The sequence below is a fragment of the Halanaerobium saccharolyticum genome (genome assembly GCF_003053565.1).
Classification (GTDB): Bacteria; Bacillota; Halanaerobiia; order Halanaerobiales; family Halanaerobiaceae; genus Halanaerobium; species Halanaerobium saccharolyticum_B.
Genome location: NZ_QAXS01000023.1, coordinates 35,376 through 53,197, shown reverse-complemented (window position 1 = coordinate 53,197; position 17,822 = coordinate 35,376). Strand labels below are relative to the sequence as shown.

The following is a 17,822-nucleotide window of genomic DNA, read 5'->3' as shown; positions in this document are numbered from 1 at the left end:
TCAAGGGCAATGCGGTCATCCCAACCATTAAAATTTACTCTAAAAACTAAATTCTGTCTTCAACATCACTTTTTCATAGATTTTTTGACATAACCTGTTAGAAAAACTATATTATTTTCTTCTTCTCATATTTATATATTAGGCAAAATTAGGTAAAATCCTTTATTTATTTATAAAATTAAGATTTATAAAATTATTCATTTATATTAGAAATCGTTTTAGTGTTTAAGGGCAAAATATAGTTTATTCCTGCTATTTATGCTATAATATAGTTAAAGAAAGAAGGTGGAATTTATGCAGATAATTACAATTTCAAGGCAGACAGCAAGTGGGGGAGAAGAAATTGCTGAAGAACTGGCCAACAGACTTGGCTTAAAATTGATCGACCGCAGTTTTGTTCTAAAAAACTGGCTGCCCGAAGTTGCCGATGAGCATCAGCTTCATATGCTGGAGCAGAGTTCTAAATTCTACACTAAGATTGCTAATCCAAAAGCAGAAAAAGATGAGCAGATAAGCTTTGCTGATTATCTTGCTCAAAGACTAAAAAAAGAAGCTGAACAGAATAATCTCCTCATTTTAGGTCTGGGGGCCCAGATTATTTTTAAAAACCATCCTTATGCTCTGCATTTTAAAGTTGTAGCCAGCGAGGAATTTAGAATCAAAGAATTAGAAAAAAAATATGGTCTCCATCCCGAAGAAGCAGCCAGAGAACTTGAGCTTGCTGACCGAAAACACCGCCGCTATGTCTGGCGAATTCATAATCTGGACTGGGAAGAAACGACCCTCTATCATTTAACTTTAAATCGAGATGGCCTCAACCTGGAAGAGAGTCTCTCTGTTTTAATGAATTTAGTTGACCTCAAAAAAGAAAACCCTAAGCCTCTGGAAGATAATAACGAAGCAGAGGCAAAAGAAATTGAAAGTGAAAGCCAGCGCAGCTTTGGCCATGAGAGCGAAAAGGAATTTGCTAAAATTTTAGATATGCATCATATCAAATGGGAATATGAACCAAGTGAATTTCCACTGGAATGGGATCCTGAAGGTAATGTGATCATGGCCTTTAGACCTGATTTTTATCTGACAGAACATGACACCTATGTTGAACTAACAACAATGAAAAGAAAATATACAACAGAAAAAAATAAAAAGGTGAGGCTGCTGCAGGAGCTCTATCCTCATATCAAAATAAAAATTGTTTATAAAAAAGATTTTGAACAGCTTGCTGAAAAATTTGAGCTGGACAGGGGTGAAAATTAAATGAAAAAAGATAATATAGGTGAAATTATACTTTCCGAAAAAGAAATAGCAGCAAGAATTGACCAGCTGGCAGCTCAGATTAATCAGGACTTTAAAGACAAAGAGGTAATTTTAGTCAGCATTTTGAAAAGCTCGCTTTATTTTATGACCGATTTGAGCCGCAAATTAGATTTCCCTGTCAAACTTGATTTTCTTGAACTAAATCATTATGCAGACAAAGACAACTCAGGTATTATCAGGGTAACCAGAGATTTAGAATTTAGTATTGCTGGTAAAGAAGTTTTAATTATTGAAAACATAATTAGAACCGGCTTGACTCACAGCTATCTGCTTAAAAATTTAGGTGCACGCAGTCCTAAAAATATCAGTATCTGTACCCTACTCCATATTAATGAAGATAAGCTGCTGGATCTGCCAGTTGAATATACTGGCTTTGAAATTGAAGATAATTTTGTCGTTGGATATGGTCTGGATTATCAGGAAAGATACAGAAATTTACCCTATATTGCAAAATACGAAGAAAATCCCCAGCCCTAGAGAACTGAGGAGTTTAGCTTATTTATATAATTCTGCTTCAATCTTTTTCATTGCCAGACTGGCTTTCTCCTGAATAAATAAATCTGTAATATCATCAGTGAAATTTGATTTCTTAATGTTAATTTCAATTATTTTGGCTCCTTTACTCCTGGCAACTACTGGAATCAAAGAAGCAGGCTGTACCTCTCCGGTAGTACCAATTACAATAAAAAGATCTGCCTTTTCCGCTTCTTCAAATGATAATTTTTCGGCCTGATCAGGTATTGCTTCTCCAAAAAAGACAAAGTCCGGTTTTAAAATTTCTCCACACTTTTCGCACTTTGGAGGCAGCTTCTGCAGAATTTCTTCTGTTACCGGATATTTTGCTCCACATTCAGTACAGACAAGTTCTCTAGAATTGCCGTGAAACTCAAATACATTTTTACTACCTGCCTCCTGATGCAGATTATCAATATTTTGAGTAATCACTGCCTGAACATAGCCATCAGCTTCCAGGCGGGCAATCACTCGGTGAGCAGCGTTGGGTTCTGCTTTGCCAAAATAATCATAAAATATCTTTTTAATTGTTACCCAGCTTTCTTCTGGATTTTTATAAAAATTTTTTAGGTCTAAAATTATAGGATCATATTCATTCCAGAGGCCGTTTTCTCCTCTAAAAGGTGGAACACCACTTTCGACTGAGACACCGGCTCCTGTAAATACAGTTACATGCCGCGAATGCCTTATTAAATCAGCAGCTTTTTGATATTCTTTCATATTTCTCACCTCAAACCTATTATATCATATTTTTATGATAAATAGTCAAAAACAGCCAAAATTTAATCTAAAAAGTCATCCTTGTCATCTTCAAAAGTCCGCATAAAATCTACCGCTTTTTTGCTGATCTCAAAAAACTCTCCCCGCTGTCTTTCACGAAAATAGCTGCTCTGTTTATAACTTACAAAGTCATTCTCATCAAGCTGATAGATCTCCATTAGACTCCAGCCCCAGTCAAATTTTTCACCTATCTCCTGTCTGAATATCTTTTTAGAATTCAAAATAGAAGCCACTTCATAATCAGTGTGATTAAAAGGCTCAACCCTTTCATCAGCATTATATGTTATCAATTCTTCAATGTCAGTTTGATTTTGGTCGATTAACTTTTCAAATTTAATGTGCGCAGGGTCTTTTTCTACTGCTTCTATTTCCTTTTTACCAAGATAATGAAGATTGAAGTCATAAAGAACCTTCATTTTTAGATACTCATATTCCCTGACATCAGAAAAACGGCCTTTAATTTTCTGGACAGGATAATGAATTAGATTATCTCGATTTTTATTATGCTTTGTAATTTCTCTTTTTTCTTTTAAAAACAGAACTATATCTCCAGTTACTGCCTTAATGCAGGGTTTATTCCAGCTGATTTCTTCCTCTTTTCCGTTTTCATTAAGCAGGTCAACAATTTTTATCGAGCTATCATTAACTTTATCTATTTTATATAAAGATATTTCTGCCAAGAAATCCACTTCAACCACCTCTTTTTAATTTTAGCACTGCTAGCTAAAAAACACAAGATATTTAAACCCCCATCCAAATATTGAATGAGGGCTTAAAATTTTTTCTTTATTATTTTTGCTAGTTATTTTTAATGCTCCAGTAACTCAACCTCGATAAACTCTGTTAGGCCTTCAACTGCAGCATCTGCGTCTTCTCCTTCAGCCTTCAAGGTGATCTCATCACCTTTGCCAAGACCCAAACTCATAATTCCCATAATACTTTTTGCATTGACTTCTTTTTCTCCAACGATAATTTCAATCTGTGACTTAAAATTTCCTGCCTTCTTAACCAGCTGTGAAGCCGGTCTGGCATGTAAACCTGTCTCATTGTTAATTGTCAAAGTCTTTTCTGCTGTCATTTTAAAATCCTCTCCTTATAAGCTTATATTAATTATTTTTTTAGTTGTTTAATTCTTTTTTTATTTCTTCAGCAATTAATTCTGCTTTGGTTCCAACAACCACCTGAGCATTATTCTTATTTGCTTTTAAAACACCGGAAGCTCCCAACTTCTTTAATTTAGCTTCATCTAATTTGCCAGAATCTCTAACTTCCAGCCTTAATCTTGTAATACAGGCATCAACACTTTTTAAATTATCAGCACCACCCAGGGCTTCGATATACTGTCTGGCTTTTGTACTACCAGTCTGTACTGAATTATCTGAACTGCTTTTCTGCTGACTCTCAGGCATTACACTCATCTGATTACCGCCTGCTGCAGCTTCCTCTCTCCCTGGTGTTGGAATGTTAAACTTCTGAATCGCAAAACGGAATAAGAAATAATAGACTGCAAAAAATGCAATCCCAATTGGAATAATTAAAAATGGTTTTGTGGCCAGTCCATAATTTAAGAAATAGTCAATCGCACCGGCAGAAAAGCCAAAACCATGCTGGATCCCTAAAACATAGGTTACAACCATTGAAAAACCTGTTAAAAGTGCGTGAATAGCATATAATACCGGAGCTAAGAACATGAAGGCAAACTCAATTGGTTCAGTAATACCAGTTAAAAAGGCTGTAAGTCCAACACTTAAAAAGATACCGGAGACTGCTTTTTTGTTTTTCGGTTTAGCTGCATGATACATAGCTAAAGCAGCTGCCGGCAGTCCAAACATCATCATTGGGAAAAATCCAGACATGAAAAATCCAGCCGAGGGATCTCCAGCAAAGAAACGAGATAGATCTCCAGTTACAACTTCTCCCGCTGCAGTTGTAAACTCACCAAAGACAAACCAGATAAAACTGTTAAGTACATGGTGCAGGCCAACTGGAATTAATAATCTGTTTAAGACGCCATAAACAAAGACTCCAATTGGACCGGCATTAATAATCCACTCACCGGTAAGCTGAATGACATTCTGAATTGGAGGCCAGATATAGCCAAAAATACCTGCCAGCAGAACACTTGCTGCACCAGTAATAATTGGGACAAAACGCTTACCGCCAAAAAATCCTAAAAAGTCAGGTAGTTCAATATCATGGTAGCGGTTATATAAAAATCCTGCAAGTAAACCACCAATAATTCCAGCCAGAACGCCCATATTTATATCAGAATTAATTGCCTGAGTTGCATTGGTGATTACAAAGTAACTGACTGCTCCTGCCAGTCCGGCTGCCCCGGAACTATCTTTAGCAATTCCAACTGCAACTCCGATACCAAACAATAAAGCCAGATTATCAAAGATTGCAGAACCAGCTGCCATGACAAAGGGAATATCGAAAACATCCCCGGCACCAAGTCTGAGCAGCAGTGCTGCTGCTGGAAGTACTGCTATCGGTAACATCAGAGACTTACCTATTTTCTGCAAACTAGAAAAAATCTTTTTCATTTTTTAAAACCTCCTGTTTTTTGTTAAAAATCTTTACTAAAACTTACTCATAAATAAAATAACTGCAGAGAAAATTTCTTTCCTGGATCTATATAATAATTACAGTTTAAACTGTAATTTTATTTTCATAAATTCTAAAAACAATAGAAAAGCCGAAGAGAATCTACTACTCCCCTGGAATAAGGAATAATAGTTTCTCTTCGGCTCTTGCCTGATTAAACAGTAACATGCCTCAGTGAATATTTAGTTTTTGCATTCTATTTTTAAATGTAATTTTATCTTTAATTAAATTGCTAAATCAAAATTAATTAAAATCCCTATTCAGTCTGTGCAGGTGCAGTGCCAGATAACCTTTCTCATCTTCGGGAACCTGGTAATCAAATCTGGATTCAATAATTTCTGCCAGTTTCCCTGCTAGCTGATAACTTTCTTTAAAGTCCTTTTTGATATTCTCTAAAAGTGGATTAGTATTATTTTCTCTACTTTCGATCCTCTCTAAAGCAAAACGGAGATGGTTGACCAGTCGGGCATAATTTAAACTATCATATTCAAGTTCCTGCCCAAGTTCTTCTTCCACCTTTGCAACCAGCTGTTTGATAATTGAAGTATTCTTAACTGTTTTAGAAACCTCACTGTTATTAATTGCTCCGTGAATGTGAAATGCAATAAAACCAATCTCACCCTCTGGTATGGAAATCTCAAAATTATTTTCCAGAATCTTTACTGCCTTCCTGGCCAGCTGAAATTCTTTTTTATAAAGGGTCCTGGTTTCCATCAAAAATGGATTTATAATCTCCAGCCCCTCTTTAATTCTTTTTAAGGTGAAAGCGATATGATCAGTCAGGCCAATCCTGATATACTGATTTATATCTTCATCAAGCTCCTCATTAACCATATTGATAATCTCTTCAGTTGCCTGAATGATCTTACTGTCTACCTCTTCCAGCAGCTGAAAATAATTACTCCTCTTTTCCCCGGCGAGAGGTACAAACTCCTGCTTGATTTGATAATCATCTTTTGTAAAAATATCACCTTTGCTGGATGCAAAACCAATACCAGTTGCAATCAGAATCAGTTCCTGCTTTTCAGCACCTTTTTCTGCTAGAATCACATTATTATTAAATACCTTTTTCACTTTATACTTTTCTCTAACAGACATCTGATTCCCCCTGAAAGTAAAAGCCTCATTTTATTAAACAAAAAGAAAAATCTAGAAAAAAATATAAAGTCCTCCCTCTTAGCTAATACAAATTAGTTAAGGAACTTATATCTTCTCCTAGATTATGCCTGATTTAACAGTAACACTCTCTTTTCCTCGATTGAGTTTTTTTAATTGTAACACTATTTATCTTTCTTTTCAAGCATTTTAATCAATTTTTTTAGTTAATGAACCGAAAAAAGATCTAATTCGAATTTAGGCTGCATCTTTAGCCAGCTTTTTTGCCAACATCAGTATTGTTTATTTTAGAATTTTGCAGTATAACTGGAGTACCCAGGCCGCCGGCTGCTAGAATAACCTTATCTGCTTCGTATTCAAACTCATCCTCAGCATTAACACCTCTAACTCCATAAGCCTGCCCCTGATCGATAAGAACCTCTTCTACTCTACTATCATATCTAACTACCGCTCCCTGCTTGACAGCCTGATTTAAATAATTTTTTGCAGTCCACTTGGCTCCCTGTTTACAGCCATTAATACAGAGTCCACATTTTATGCATTTTTGTTGATCAATTGCTTTCGGCATAGTTTCCATCTGATAACCCAGGCTTAATGCTGCCTCATAAATTGCTCTGGAACCTGAGGCTTGAATTTCTTTGGTTGAAAGTCTTATTGGAATTTCATTTTCAGCCTCTTTAAATTCCTGACTGAGATCAATCCCCATTTCCTTAAACTCTTTTTCATAACATCTAACTATATTCCCGGTGGCGACAACTGTTGATCCCCCACCCATAAAAGTCCTGTAAATTATTACTCCTTCTTTTGATTTCTTAGGAGTTCGTGTATATTTATTACAGTCATAGAAACTCAAAATATCACGATTAGAAAGGTAATTACCAATTAAACTTCTTATTCTTTTCAACCAGATTGTTTAATATGAATATAATCAACCATCCACCTCTAAAAACAAAAAGATTTTGAATGGCTAAATAATATAAAACCTCCTCTTAAGATGATTTTTTTTTACATCTAAGAGGAGGCTTAAGCATCCAGGAAACAATTTAATTTTGAGTTACAATTTTTTAGACAGTTTTACCAGGGTTTAAGATGTTTTGAGGATCAAAAGTATTTTTAATTCCCCGCATCAGCTCCAGCTGCATGGGTCCAATATCTTCATGTAAATACTCTTTTTTGGCAATTGCAATTCCGTGCTCTCCTGATACCTTACCCTTCATCTCTCTTGATTTAGCATAAAGCTCGCCCATAACCGCTTTGTTTCGCTGCTGCCAGGTTTGATCATCTAAGTCGTCTTTTAAAGTATAGAGATGTAAATTTCCATCACCAGCATGACCAAAACCGCGGATTCTTAAATTATGTTTATCCTCTAACCTGTGAGTAAAGTTAACAAAGTCAGCAACTCTATTTCTCGGCACAACTACATCACACTCATCTAATTCACTAACTGCTTTTAAAGCTTCAAGCAGGGCACCTCTGGTATCCCAGATTACATCCTGCCGCTCATCAGTGTTGGCAATATAGACATCATAAGCATTATTTGCCAGACAGACATCAGCTGCTACTTCGTACTGTTTTTCTATTTCCTTTTTATCATTACCGTCAAATTTAAGTAAAAGGTAGGCTGGAGCAGATGTATCTGGAAACTCTTTACCCAGATAATCAGTTGCAGCAAGCAGGACTTCCTTTTCCATAAATTCAATGCCTGTGGGCACTATCTTCGCATTTATGATTTCCGGTACAGTTCCAATCGCCTCTTCCAGGCTGTCAAATGGAATCAATAAAGTCAATGCTTTTTTAGGCATTGGCACTAATTTTAAGGTGATTTCTGTTACAATACCAAGGGTTCCTTCTGAACCGATCATCAGATCCTGAATACTGTAGCCAGAACTGTTTTTAACAACCTTACCACCGGTATTAATAATTTCTCCGTTTGGCAGCACAATTTCCATTCCCAGCACATAATCTCTGGTAACACCATATTTAACTGCTCTCATTCCTCCGGCATTGGTGAGCACATTACCACCCAAGGTAGCACTTTTTTCTCCCGGATCAGGTGGATACATAAAACCTAAATCATTTACTTTCTCAGCAAAATTCATTAAGATAACTCCCGGCTGGACACTGGCAGTTAAGTTTTCTTCATCAATTTCAATGATTTCATCCATGGAAGTTGTTAATAAAAGGATACCACCCTCCATGGCAACTGCTCCCCCACAAAGCCCGGTTCCGCTTCCACGAGGAGTTACAGGTATATTTCTATTACTGGCAAATTTCATAATTTGAGCTACTTCTTCTGTATTTTCAGGCTCTACAATTAGCTCAGGATATACTCTAAGCTCTGCCAGTTCATCATGAGAATAATCTTCACTAATATCTTCCTTTAAAGTTACTCGATCACTATCTAAAATTTCGATTAAGGATTCGATATCTGCCTCTGTTATTTTATTAAAATTCATCAATTTACCCCCTATAAGTAGTACTAAACAACTGCTGCTGTTTTCTCAAAAACCTGCTCACCATTTTTTATCTTCTCAATTAATTTTGGTACAATCTCATATAAATCGCCCACCATACCATAATGAGCTACATTAAAGATACTTGCTTCTGGATCAGTATTTACTGCAAAAATATGTTCTGAGCTCTTCATGCCAGCCACAAACTGTACCGAACCTGAAACTCCTAAGGTGATTAATAATTCCGGTCGAACTGATCTTCCGCTTAAGCCAATCTGCTGCTGGTGTTCGGTCCAGCCCTTTTCAATTAAAGGACGGGTGGTTCCAATCTTAGCTCCTATTAAATCAGCAAGTTCTCTGATCATCTCTAAATCTTTTTCTTCCCTTACTCCCCGGCCAACAGCAATAATTTTATCTGCTTCTTCGATACTATCAACTTCAGGTTTTTTAGTGATGCTGACGAAGTTGGATCTGGTTTCTAATTCTTTTTCGTCAACACTAAAGTTAATAACTTCTCCGGTCGGATTCTCTATTCTTTCAGCAGGTTCCATAACCTTATAGCGCACAGTTGCCATCTGGGGTCTGGTTCTGGTAGTTAAAATCCTGGCCATAATATTACCACCAAAGGCAGGTCTGGTCTGGACTAAATCTGTATTCTCTCTAACATCTAAAATTGTACAGTCTGCAGTCAATCCTGTTTTAAATCTGGTTGAGATTCTTGGTGCCAGAGATCTACCGATTGAAGTTGCTCCAATCAGGATTATTGTTGGCTTTGTTCTCTCTACACAGTCTTCAAAGGCCCTGGCATAGGCTTCAACATCAAAATGATGCAGAGGTTCCTGATTATAAACATAAACTTTATCTGCCCCGTGTGCCAGGATTTCTTCAGTCTGATCAGTTAAATCATGGCCGAGTAAAATAACATGCAGTTCCTGATTAATTTTATCAGCCAATTCCCTCCCTTTACCCATCAACTCATAGGTAACCGGGTGAATTTTACCTTCTAACTGTTCTGCAAAAACTAAAACATCACTGTAGAGGCTCTTATCAACAGCTTTTCTTTTGTCCTCAACCGGCTGAATTAAACCTTCAGGACAGCTTTTAACACAAATTCCGCAGGCCTTACAGGCTGAATTCATCTCAATTTTACCGTCTACTATATCTATAGCATCAAAAGGACAGGCTTCAATACATACTTTACAAAGAGAACAATTTACATAATCTATGCTGTAGTTACTCATACAAGCTTCAACTCCTTTAATTCATTAAATAATTTGTCAGACAGTTCTTCTCCACTTCCATCCCAGATTACCTGTTCAATATTATCATCTGGAGGGAAAACTTCTTCTACCTGAGTTGGAGAACCCTTTAGTCCAAAATTATTTTCATCATCATCAAGTAGATCAGCAAAGGTAAGTGTTTCTATTTCTCTGTCAGCTGTTTCTAGTTTAAGTCTATAAGAAGGAAGGCGGGGCTGATTTACATGTTTGGTAACAGTAATCAAACCAGGGTAGCTAAATTCTACCACTTCAATAGTCTCTCCCATATCCTTTTCCACCATAATTTTTTCCTCAGTAGAGCCTTTAATTGAACTGACATAGGCTACATGGGGAATCTTAAGAGTTTCAGCAATAGCTGGACCAACTTGAGCGGTATCTCCGTCCGTGCTCTCCATACCGCAAATAATTAAATCATAGCCATTTTTGAGACCGATAACCTCAAGTCCCTTGCTCAAGGTATAACTTGTCGCCAGAACATCTGCTCCAGCAAATTTAATATCAGATAAAATAAAACCCTTATCTGCCCCCATCATATAAGCCTCTCTAATAACTTCTTTTGCCTGAGGAGGCCCCATGGTAATTGCGGTAACTGTTCCTCCGTGTTCAGCTTTCAACCTCAGTGCAGTTTCCAGTGCATACATGTCATAAGGATTCATTATTGAATCAACACCATCACGAATTAGATTTCCGTTTTCATCTACTTCCACATTTTTGGTTTCTGGAACCTGTTTAACACAAACTAATATTTCCAATTATTACACCCCTTTAAATTATATACCCGTTATTAAAAATTTAAGCCCAAATGCTAAAAAATATTTTAGATAACAATCCCCACTGTCATCTAAATATAAAATTTAAATCTGCCCCAATAAAATTATTTTTAATTTGAACCCCCTTTATCCAATATTTTAAAATAGAACTATCGGACCGATGGTCTGACCAATTTTGCGAAAAAATAAATATTTTTGCTTTATGTATTTTAGGACTGATGGTCTGACCATTAATTTTAAAAAAATTTGAATATTTAATTATATTCTTATCATATAGCATTCTATCAGGCTTGTCAAAGGAATTTGCAAGTTATTTATTTCTCAAATAAAGTTGAGATATTTCTTCTCTTTATCTTAAAAAGAATATAAATGGCAAAGAGACTGAATTTTCATCCAGCCTCTTTACAAGTTTAAACAACCTGACTTAATTTATTTTTGCCTGTTGGAATACAGAGAGGGGTTCCAAATACAGGATCAGAAACAATCTGACAGTTTAAATCAAAAACTTCTTTAATCACTTCTTCATCAATAACTTCTTCCGGTTTACCCTGGGCAAAAACTCCTTTATCTTTAACAGCCACTATATGATCAGCATAGCGGCAGGCTAAGTTTAAATCATGCAGGACCATAATAATTGTCCGCTGATCTTTCTTGTTTAATTCATAGAGTAAGTCAAGCAGATCAACCTGATGGGAGAGATCAAGGTAAGTAGTTGGTTCATCGAGTAAAATTATTTCTGTATCCTGAGCCAGGACCATTGCCAGCCAGGCCCGCTGCCGCTGTCCACCAGAGAGTGAACTTAAATCTCGGTCAGCAAGTTCTAAAAGACCTGTGTCTTTTAAAACCTTTTCAACTATCTTTTGATCCTCACTGCTTGAGGCCTGATACCATTTTTGATAGGGATATCTTCCCTGTTCAACCAGTTTGCGGACGGTAATCCCCTCTGGAATAGTAGAGCTTTGAGGTAAAAAGGCAAGCTTTTTTGCCACTTCTTTGGTTGAAAGCTGATTAATATCTTCTCCCTTCAGTTCTACTGACCCCTCCACAGGTTTTAAAAGCCGGGCCATAGAATTAAGCAGGGTTGATTTGCCAGAACCATTACCACCAATAAAAATAGTAATTTCGCCTTCTGGTATCTTTAAGTCAAGGTTATCAATTATTTTATCTTTGTCATAGGCCAGTGATAAATTTTTAGTTTCTAAAATACTCAAAGTTCTACCTCCTTTAAAATTGGTTGCGATTTCTGTAAAGTAAATAAATAAAAAATGGAGCTCCGATTCCGGAAACAAAGACTCCTGCCGGTAAGTCAAGTGGTAAAAAGGCCGTTCTGGCAAGCAAATCTGCTGCCATAAAAATCATTCCACCACTTAAAACTGAATAGATAATTAAGATTGAATAAGATTTTCCTCCCATTTTTCGGGCAATATGAGGTGCAATCAGTCCAATAAAAGCAACTCCTCCGGCATAGGCTACAGCAGATCCGGCCAGAGCTACACTGATTGTCATTAAGAGAAAGCGGTTGAGCTGGATATTTAAACCCAAAGCTGCAGCTACCTTATCACCTAAGGCCAGGAGATTTAAACTTTTGTAAAAAGCAAAAGCCAGTGGAATAAAAATTATAACCCAGGGCAGAAATTGAAAAAGATCCTCCCAGTTTGTACCATAAATACTCCCGGTCAACCAGACATAGGACTGAACTGTGGTACTGATTGGACTGAAGACAATAATCATTGTTACCAGAGCATCGACAGCTGCTGCAATCCCAATTCCAATCAAAACCAGCCTGATTGAACTGACACCCTTCTGCCAGGCCAGAAAATAGATCAAAGCGGAAACCACCGCTGCTCCCAGGATGGCAGCAAAAGGCAGACCGCCAATCCCATAATCAGCACTAAAAAAACTTAAGTAGGTGATTGCTCCAGCAGAAGCCCCACCTGTGATTCCAATTATATCCGGAGAAGCCAGGGGATTTTTAATATTTGCCTGCAGAATAAGTCCTGAAACTGAGAGAGCTGCCCCAACTAAAAAAGCCATAAGTGTACGGGGTAAGCGTAAAATATTAATTGTAAAATTATAAGACCCAGCTTCCAGTCCCAAAAAGTGACTGATCACAGTCACTGGTGAGATATAGCTGCTGCCGAAGGATAAAGAAAGAATAAAAATTAATCCTGCCAGCAGAATGAGTCCAAAAATTAAGATAAGCTCCCGCGAAATTTTCAAATTTTTAAGCATTAACTTTAAACCCCCGCCTGACAATGTAAACAAAAAATGGTGCTCCCATAAAAGCTGTCATAACTCCAATCGGTACTTCCTGAGGCATAATGATAATCCTGGCTGCAATATCTGCAATTAAAAGCAGGACTGCCCCAATAATAAAAGAATAAATTATCAGCCAGTGGTAGTTATTCCCGACAAAAAAGCGGCTGATATGAGGAACTACTAAACCAATAAAAGATATTGCGCCTGCTGCAGCCACTGAGCTGCCAGCCAGAATAACAATGCTCAGACCTAGTAAAAGTTTAATGATTATAGTTTTTTGACCCAGGCCTGCTGCCATCTCTTCTCCAATTAGTAAAATATTAATATCTTTGGCCAAAATTAAAGCCAGAATTATCGCTCCTAAAATAAATGGAAGCAGCGGCATAATCATTCCCAAATCTCTACCGGCAGTTGAACCAGAAAGCCAGAAAAGAACACTTTCTAAACTCTCCTGGTTAATTACCAAAAGACCCTGAGTAAAGGAATGGAAAAGAGCAGTCACTGCAGCTCCAGCCAGAATCATTTTTAGAGAGGAAAGTCCACTTCTACCCAGAGAAGCAATAAAATAAACCAGCAACCCGGCCAGCATTGAGCCAAAAAAAGCAAGCCAGATACTGAGCTCCATCGAAGTTACTCCAAAAAAAGTAGCTGCAATTACCAGCAGGAAAACTGCACCTGAGTTGAGCCCAAAAATTCCGGGAGCAGCAAGTGGATTACCGGTCAGCGCCTGCATTAAAGCCCCGGCAACAGCAAGACTCCCGCCTGCTGCTAGAGCAATCACAGTTCTGCTCAATCTGGTTGAGCGGATTATTAGATGTCTTGTTGACTGCTGGTCAAAACTAAATATTGCCCTGTAAACACTGGTTAAGGAAACAAAGTGCTGACCAACAGCCAGACTAAAAACTGCTGCTGTGATTAACAAAAAAGTTAAAAACAGCAGCATATTCATTTTTGCCTTTTGATTACGCAAAATGTAAGTCATTAAATTTATTCTTCCAGTTCAAAGTGTTCATATAATTGATCTAACATAATATGAGCTGATTCAATTCCGCCGGCCATATTCCAGGCAACCTGATCAACTCTAAATACCTGCTCATTTTGAACAGCATCCAGATTCTGCCAGAGTGGGTGTTCAGTCCATTCCTGATAGGTGTTTTCTACTGCCTGATCATCTGACATAAAGATGAAGAAGGCTTCTGCATTCATCTCCGGGATACTCTCTTTAGAAGTTAATTTAACTCCCCAGGTATCTTTTTTATGGTCTTCAGGTCTCTCAAAACCAAGTTCATTTAGAATTCTTCCAGCATAACCACTGTAATAAATACGGGCATGGTCTGCTCTAAAGTTTAAAACAGCAACCTCAATCGGCCACTTCTCACCCATTTTAGCTTCGATTTTTTCTCTGAAATCTGCAGCTCGCTGATCCCAGTTATTTAAAACTTCTGCTGCTTTTTCTTCTCTACCTGCAGCTTTACCCATTAATTTAACAGTTTCCCGATAGCGGAACACATTTTCTTCCATTACTGTTGGAGCAATCTGGGAAAGCAGGTTGTAAATATCCTCGTGCCTCATCTTAGAAGCAATAATTAAATCAGGATTTAATTTACTGATTTCTTCAAGATTGGGCTGAGTTTCCAGTCCAACCTGTTTAACATCACTCAGGTCATCCCGCAGATATTTATAGACAGGTTTTTCTACCCAGGATTCTACAATACCAACCAGGGGTATGTCAAGGGCATGAGCAGCATCACTGGCACCCTGATAAAGGGTTACAACTCTTTGGGGAGTGCCCTCAATTTCAGTTTTTCCCATTGCATGCTCAACAACCCTTGTTTCTGCCATCACCGAAATACTTAAAATTAACACCAAAGCCATTACCAGAACAGCTATGTAATTCTTTTTATTTAACAAAATAAATCCTCCTTTAGATTTACTTAGTGATTTTATGAATCCAATATTTATCACTAATAAAAATTATTAATTGAGACTGATTATCAAGCTCAATCGTTATTAATTATAACTAAACCCATTTGTTTTGTCAAGATTAAAAAATAAAAAATCACCTTTTGGAATTAAATCAATGGCTTTTTAATGCCAATATTCTCAAGGTGACTGCTTTTAAGACTATTTATTTCTTTTAACAACTTTTAAGGCTTCTCTTTCTGCTAGCGCTGAGAGCTGATGAGTATTTGAAAATTTAACCACTGCCAGCGGTTCCAGTTTAGAATATTCTCGTAAAGCCCAGCCAATTGCCTTTTGAATAAAAAATTCATCGATATCTCTTAACTTTTCAATCAGGTCAAATAAAAGCTGAGCATCTGTTTCTTCCTTATAGCCCAGCTGAAACAGTAAAGCGGTCCGCTGCAGCCAGATATTGCCGCTTTCCAGCCATTTCATAAGCTTGGGATCTCTTTCTTCAGGAAAAAGCTGAAAATATTCTCCCACAGATTTTTTTGCTATCTGATCCACAGTATCCCACCAGGATTTATTGGTCAGCATGTATTCAAAGAGATCTATCATATCTTTGCTATAATCTTTCTTATACTTTAGAATCAGCTCCTGAGCAAAATACTGAAATTCTCTTTCCGGCAGCTGCCAGAGCTTTTTGACTGCAGTTTTTAGCTGCCTTAATTTAGGCCGCTGATCCTGCCTCATATATTTTCTTAAAGTTTTTCGCCTCTCAGCTGCCTGCAGACCGTAGAAAGGAAACTGATCCCGCATGTAGCCTTCCATTCCCTCTGCTTTTTCCGGGTTAGAATTTTGAGCCAGACTGCTGCGGACAGCGTCCAAATAATCAAATAAAGCTTCCTCTTCTACCTCTTGCCAGCAGTCAAGCTGCTCTGCAAAATCAAAATTCCCGTCAATTAGATAAACTTTTTCTGATTCACGAGGTAGCTCAAGCTCCTCTAGATAGTTTTTTATTTCTTCCTGATTGTGGCTGTACAAGCCTGCCGAGCGCAGTTCAGCCTCTGCAAGCTGATTTCGCTGCTGCTGTCTTTTTTTAATTTCAGCCAGGTTTGTCTTTAGATAAAAGAGCTTTAACTCTGCGCCACAGTTTTCAGCCAGCTGATAATATTCTTTTCGAATCTCATATTTATCAAGATTGGCATCAGCGATGACTGAATAACCGGATTTAAGATAGTATTCAATTAGCTCATTAAAAATTTCAAAGGTCCAGTGATAGTTATCTGATTGGTCCAGATTATATTCTAAAGCTATCTGATCAGCTGCCAGATAGATACTTTCTTTTTTGTTTCGCTGATAAAGCTCTTCCGCCAGTGTTGATTTACCGCTGCCTGGAAGGCCAAAAAATAGAAAAAGTTCTCTTGTCTCAGCCTTCCGCTCAGGCATCTCAATTGATTTTTTTATCTTATTTTTTATTTCAATTTTATTCATTAAAATCATTCCGTTCTTTTCTAGTCTATTATTATTTTACTGTTTTAGATTATAAACCGTATAATATATCCTGTCTGTAGTTAGAATCCTTTCCCCGCCGCAGCTCTTTTAATAAGCTGGCAGTGAATTCTTCCAGGTCATAAGCTTCAATTTCGCTGAGCTCAATCCATTGATAGGACTGGGCCTCATGATTTAACTCAACTTTTGTAGAATCACTGCGACAGATAAAATCAACAAAAAGGAAATGTTTCTGATTTTGAAAAGACTCAGAATAAATACTTTCTGTGATTCCAAGCAGTTCAATATCATAAATTTCAAGCCCTGTTTCTTCTTTAACCTCTCTCACTAAGGCCTCTTCCATTTTCTCTCCTGCTTCAATATGACCGCCGGGGATTACATATTTTTGCTGCCATTTATTTGATTTGCAGATCAGAACTCTGTTTTCTGGATTCAAAATAACAGCACCTACTGTGGCTTCCGGATATTTCATTTTGCTCACTCCTCTGGTTTTAGTTATTATATAGTTTAAAAACTTTATATTTCTAATGATTAGAAACTTATGTAAAATAAATATAGAGCCATAAGAGAAACAGCAGCTGTTAAAACAGCTTTAACCAGTTTTTCTCCTTTATCTACCGCTAAAGTACTGGCCAGATAACTTCCGGTGCCATTTCCGAGCGCTAAAATCAGAGCTGTTATCCAGTCAACCTTACCGTTAAAAATAAAGATACTGAGTGAAGAAAAAATATAGATTGCAACCACAAATACCTTAAGGCTGTTAATTTTGACCAGGGAAAAACCTGTTAAAAGTGAAAGGGCTGCGATGATTATAATCCCTACTCCAGCCTGAATAAAACCTCCATAAATTCCAATCAAAAAAAACACAAAACCTGCAGTTATTTTTCGGCTGCTGCTTAGTTCTTTCTGATTAAGCTTTAGATTTTTTAGCGGATTCCAGAGTATAAAAACTAACATAAGCAGCATAATTACTGCCAGAAGCTGATTAAAAAACTGCTCAGAAATTGAAACTGCTATCCGGGCTCCGATTAAAGAGCCAATTACAGCCGGTAAGGCAAGAATCAGGCCAAATTGATAATCAAAATAGCCTTTATCTCTAAAATTAATAACAGCTGTGATATTTTCAACCAGTAAGGCTACCCGATTGCTCCCATTAGCTACAGCGGCTGGCAGACCTAAAAAAATTAAGATAGGTAGAGTAATCAAAGAACCTCCTCCGGCCATTGTATTGATAAATCCAGCTGAGATTCCGGCGGCCAGAATAAGTAAAATTTTAGTCAGCGGCAATTGAATCTCTCCCTTCCAGCTTGATT

Annotated in this window: 18 protein-coding genes; 2 read left to right on the top strand and 16 right to left on the bottom strand. The window is 37.3% G+C overall.

The window, feature by feature from the left end; genetic code table 11:
* Positions 1–294: 294 nt before the first annotated feature.
* Together C8C76_RS09740 and hpt are read left to right on the top strand one after the other, a co-directional pair.
* Complete coding sequence (locus C8C76_RS09740) at positions 295–1,257, top strand: cytidylate kinase family protein (RefSeq protein WP_108141136.1); 963 nt, start codon at positions 295–297, stop codon at positions 1,255–1,257.
* Positions 1,258–1,794 carry a hypoxanthine phosphoribosyltransferase gene (hpt, locus tag C8C76_RS09735; protein WP_108141134.1) on the top strand — a complete coding sequence of 179 codons (537 nt, stop codon included), beginning with the start codon at positions 1,258–1,260 and terminating at the stop codon, positions 1,792–1,794.
* 18 nt (positions 1,795–1,812) lie between these two features.
* On the opposite strand, the gene C8C76_RS09730 is transcribed toward hpt, so the two are convergent.
* From C8C76_RS09730 to C8C76_RS09655, 16 genes are all read right to left on the bottom strand, one after another.
* Positions 1,813–2,550 (bottom strand): SIR2 family NAD-dependent protein deacylase, encoded by a 738-nt coding sequence (locus C8C76_RS09730; protein WP_108141132.1) that lies wholly within the window; start codon positions 2,548–2,550, stop codon positions 1,813–1,815.
* 62 nt (positions 2,551–2,612) lie between these two features.
* On the bottom strand, positions 2,613–3,299 hold the full coding sequence (locus tag C8C76_RS09725; protein ID WP_108141130.1) for a hypothetical protein: 687 nt from the start codon (positions 3,297–3,299) through the stop codon (positions 2,613–2,615).
* 119 nt (positions 3,300–3,418) lie between these two features.
* The gene (locus C8C76_RS09720) at positions 3,419–3,688 is read right to left on the bottom strand and encodes an HPr family phosphocarrier protein (RefSeq protein ID WP_108141128.1); all 270 of its coding nucleotides are present in this window, start codon (positions 3,686–3,688) and stop codon (positions 3,419–3,421) included.
* Between the two features lie 40 nt (positions 3,689–3,728).
* A complete protein-coding gene (nagE, locus tag C8C76_RS09715; RefSeq protein WP_108141126.1) occupies positions 3,729–5,156 on the bottom strand; it encodes an N-acetylglucosamine-specific PTS transporter subunit IIBC in 1,428 nt (475 codons plus the stop codon).
* Between the two features lie 304 nt (positions 5,157–5,460).
* Entirely contained in the window at positions 5,461–6,315 is an 855-nt protein-coding gene (locus C8C76_RS09710; protein ID WP_108141124.1) for a BglG family transcription antiterminator, read from the bottom strand.
* 268 nt (positions 6,316–6,583) lie between these two features.
* Entirely contained in the window at positions 6,584–7,237 is a 654-nt protein-coding gene (locus tag C8C76_RS09705) for a GMC family oxidoreductase N-terminal domain-containing protein (protein ID WP_108141122.1), read from the bottom strand.
* Between the two features lie 160 nt (positions 7,238–7,397).
* On the bottom strand, positions 7,398–8,789 hold the full coding sequence (locus tag C8C76_RS09700; protein WP_108141120.1) for an FAD-binding oxidoreductase: 1,392 nt from the start codon (positions 8,787–8,789) through the stop codon (positions 7,398–7,400).
* 23 nt (positions 8,790–8,812) lie between these two features.
* Complete coding sequence (locus C8C76_RS09695) at positions 8,813–10,027, bottom strand: electron transfer flavoprotein subunit alpha (protein ID WP_108141118.1); 1,215 nt, start codon at positions 10,025–10,027, stop codon at positions 8,813–8,815.
* On the bottom strand, positions 10,024–10,818 hold the full coding sequence (locus tag C8C76_RS09690) for an electron transfer flavoprotein subunit beta/FixA family protein (protein WP_108141116.1): 795 nt from the start codon (positions 10,816–10,818) through the stop codon (positions 10,024–10,026). The genes C8C76_RS09695 and C8C76_RS09690 overlap by 4 nt, the downstream gene beginning before the upstream one ends.
* 428 nt (positions 10,819–11,246) lie before the next feature.
* Positions 11,247–11,996 (bottom strand): ABC transporter ATP-binding protein, encoded by a 750-nt coding sequence (locus C8C76_RS09685; RefSeq protein ID WP_375135308.1) that lies wholly within the window; start codon positions 11,994–11,996, stop codon positions 11,247–11,249.
* Between the two features lie 64 nt (positions 11,997–12,060).
* Positions 12,061–13,068 carry a FecCD family ABC transporter permease gene (locus C8C76_RS09680; RefSeq protein WP_258222470.1) on the bottom strand — a complete coding sequence of 336 codons (1,008 nt, stop codon included), beginning with the start codon at positions 13,066–13,068 and terminating at the stop codon, positions 12,061–12,063.
* A complete protein-coding gene (locus C8C76_RS09675) occupies positions 13,061–14,077 on the bottom strand; it encodes a FecCD family ABC transporter permease (RefSeq protein WP_108141110.1) in 1,017 nt (338 codons plus the stop codon). The genes C8C76_RS09680 and C8C76_RS09675 overlap by 8 nt, the downstream gene beginning before the upstream one ends.
* Before the next feature lie 5 nt (positions 14,078–14,082).
* Entirely contained in the window at positions 14,083–14,970 is an 888-nt protein-coding gene (locus C8C76_RS09670) for an ABC transporter substrate-binding protein (protein WP_181248188.1), read from the bottom strand.
* A 249-nt stretch (positions 14,971–15,219) separates the two neighbouring features.
* A complete protein-coding gene (locus tag C8C76_RS09665) occupies positions 15,220–16,491 on the bottom strand; it encodes a DNA alkylation repair protein (protein WP_166637189.1) in 1,272 nt (423 codons plus the stop codon).
* Between the two features lie 49 nt (positions 16,492–16,540).
* On the bottom strand, positions 16,541–16,981 hold the full coding sequence (locus C8C76_RS09660) for an NUDIX domain-containing protein (RefSeq protein ID WP_108141104.1): 441 nt from the start codon (positions 16,979–16,981) through the stop codon (positions 16,541–16,543).
* Between the two features lie 59 nt (positions 16,982–17,040).
* The gene (locus C8C76_RS09655; RefSeq protein WP_108141102.1) at positions 17,041–17,796 is read right to left on the bottom strand and encodes a sulfite exporter TauE/SafE family protein; all 756 of its coding nucleotides are present in this window, start codon (positions 17,794–17,796) and stop codon (positions 17,041–17,043) included.
* Positions 17,797–17,822: the final 26 nt, after the last annotated feature.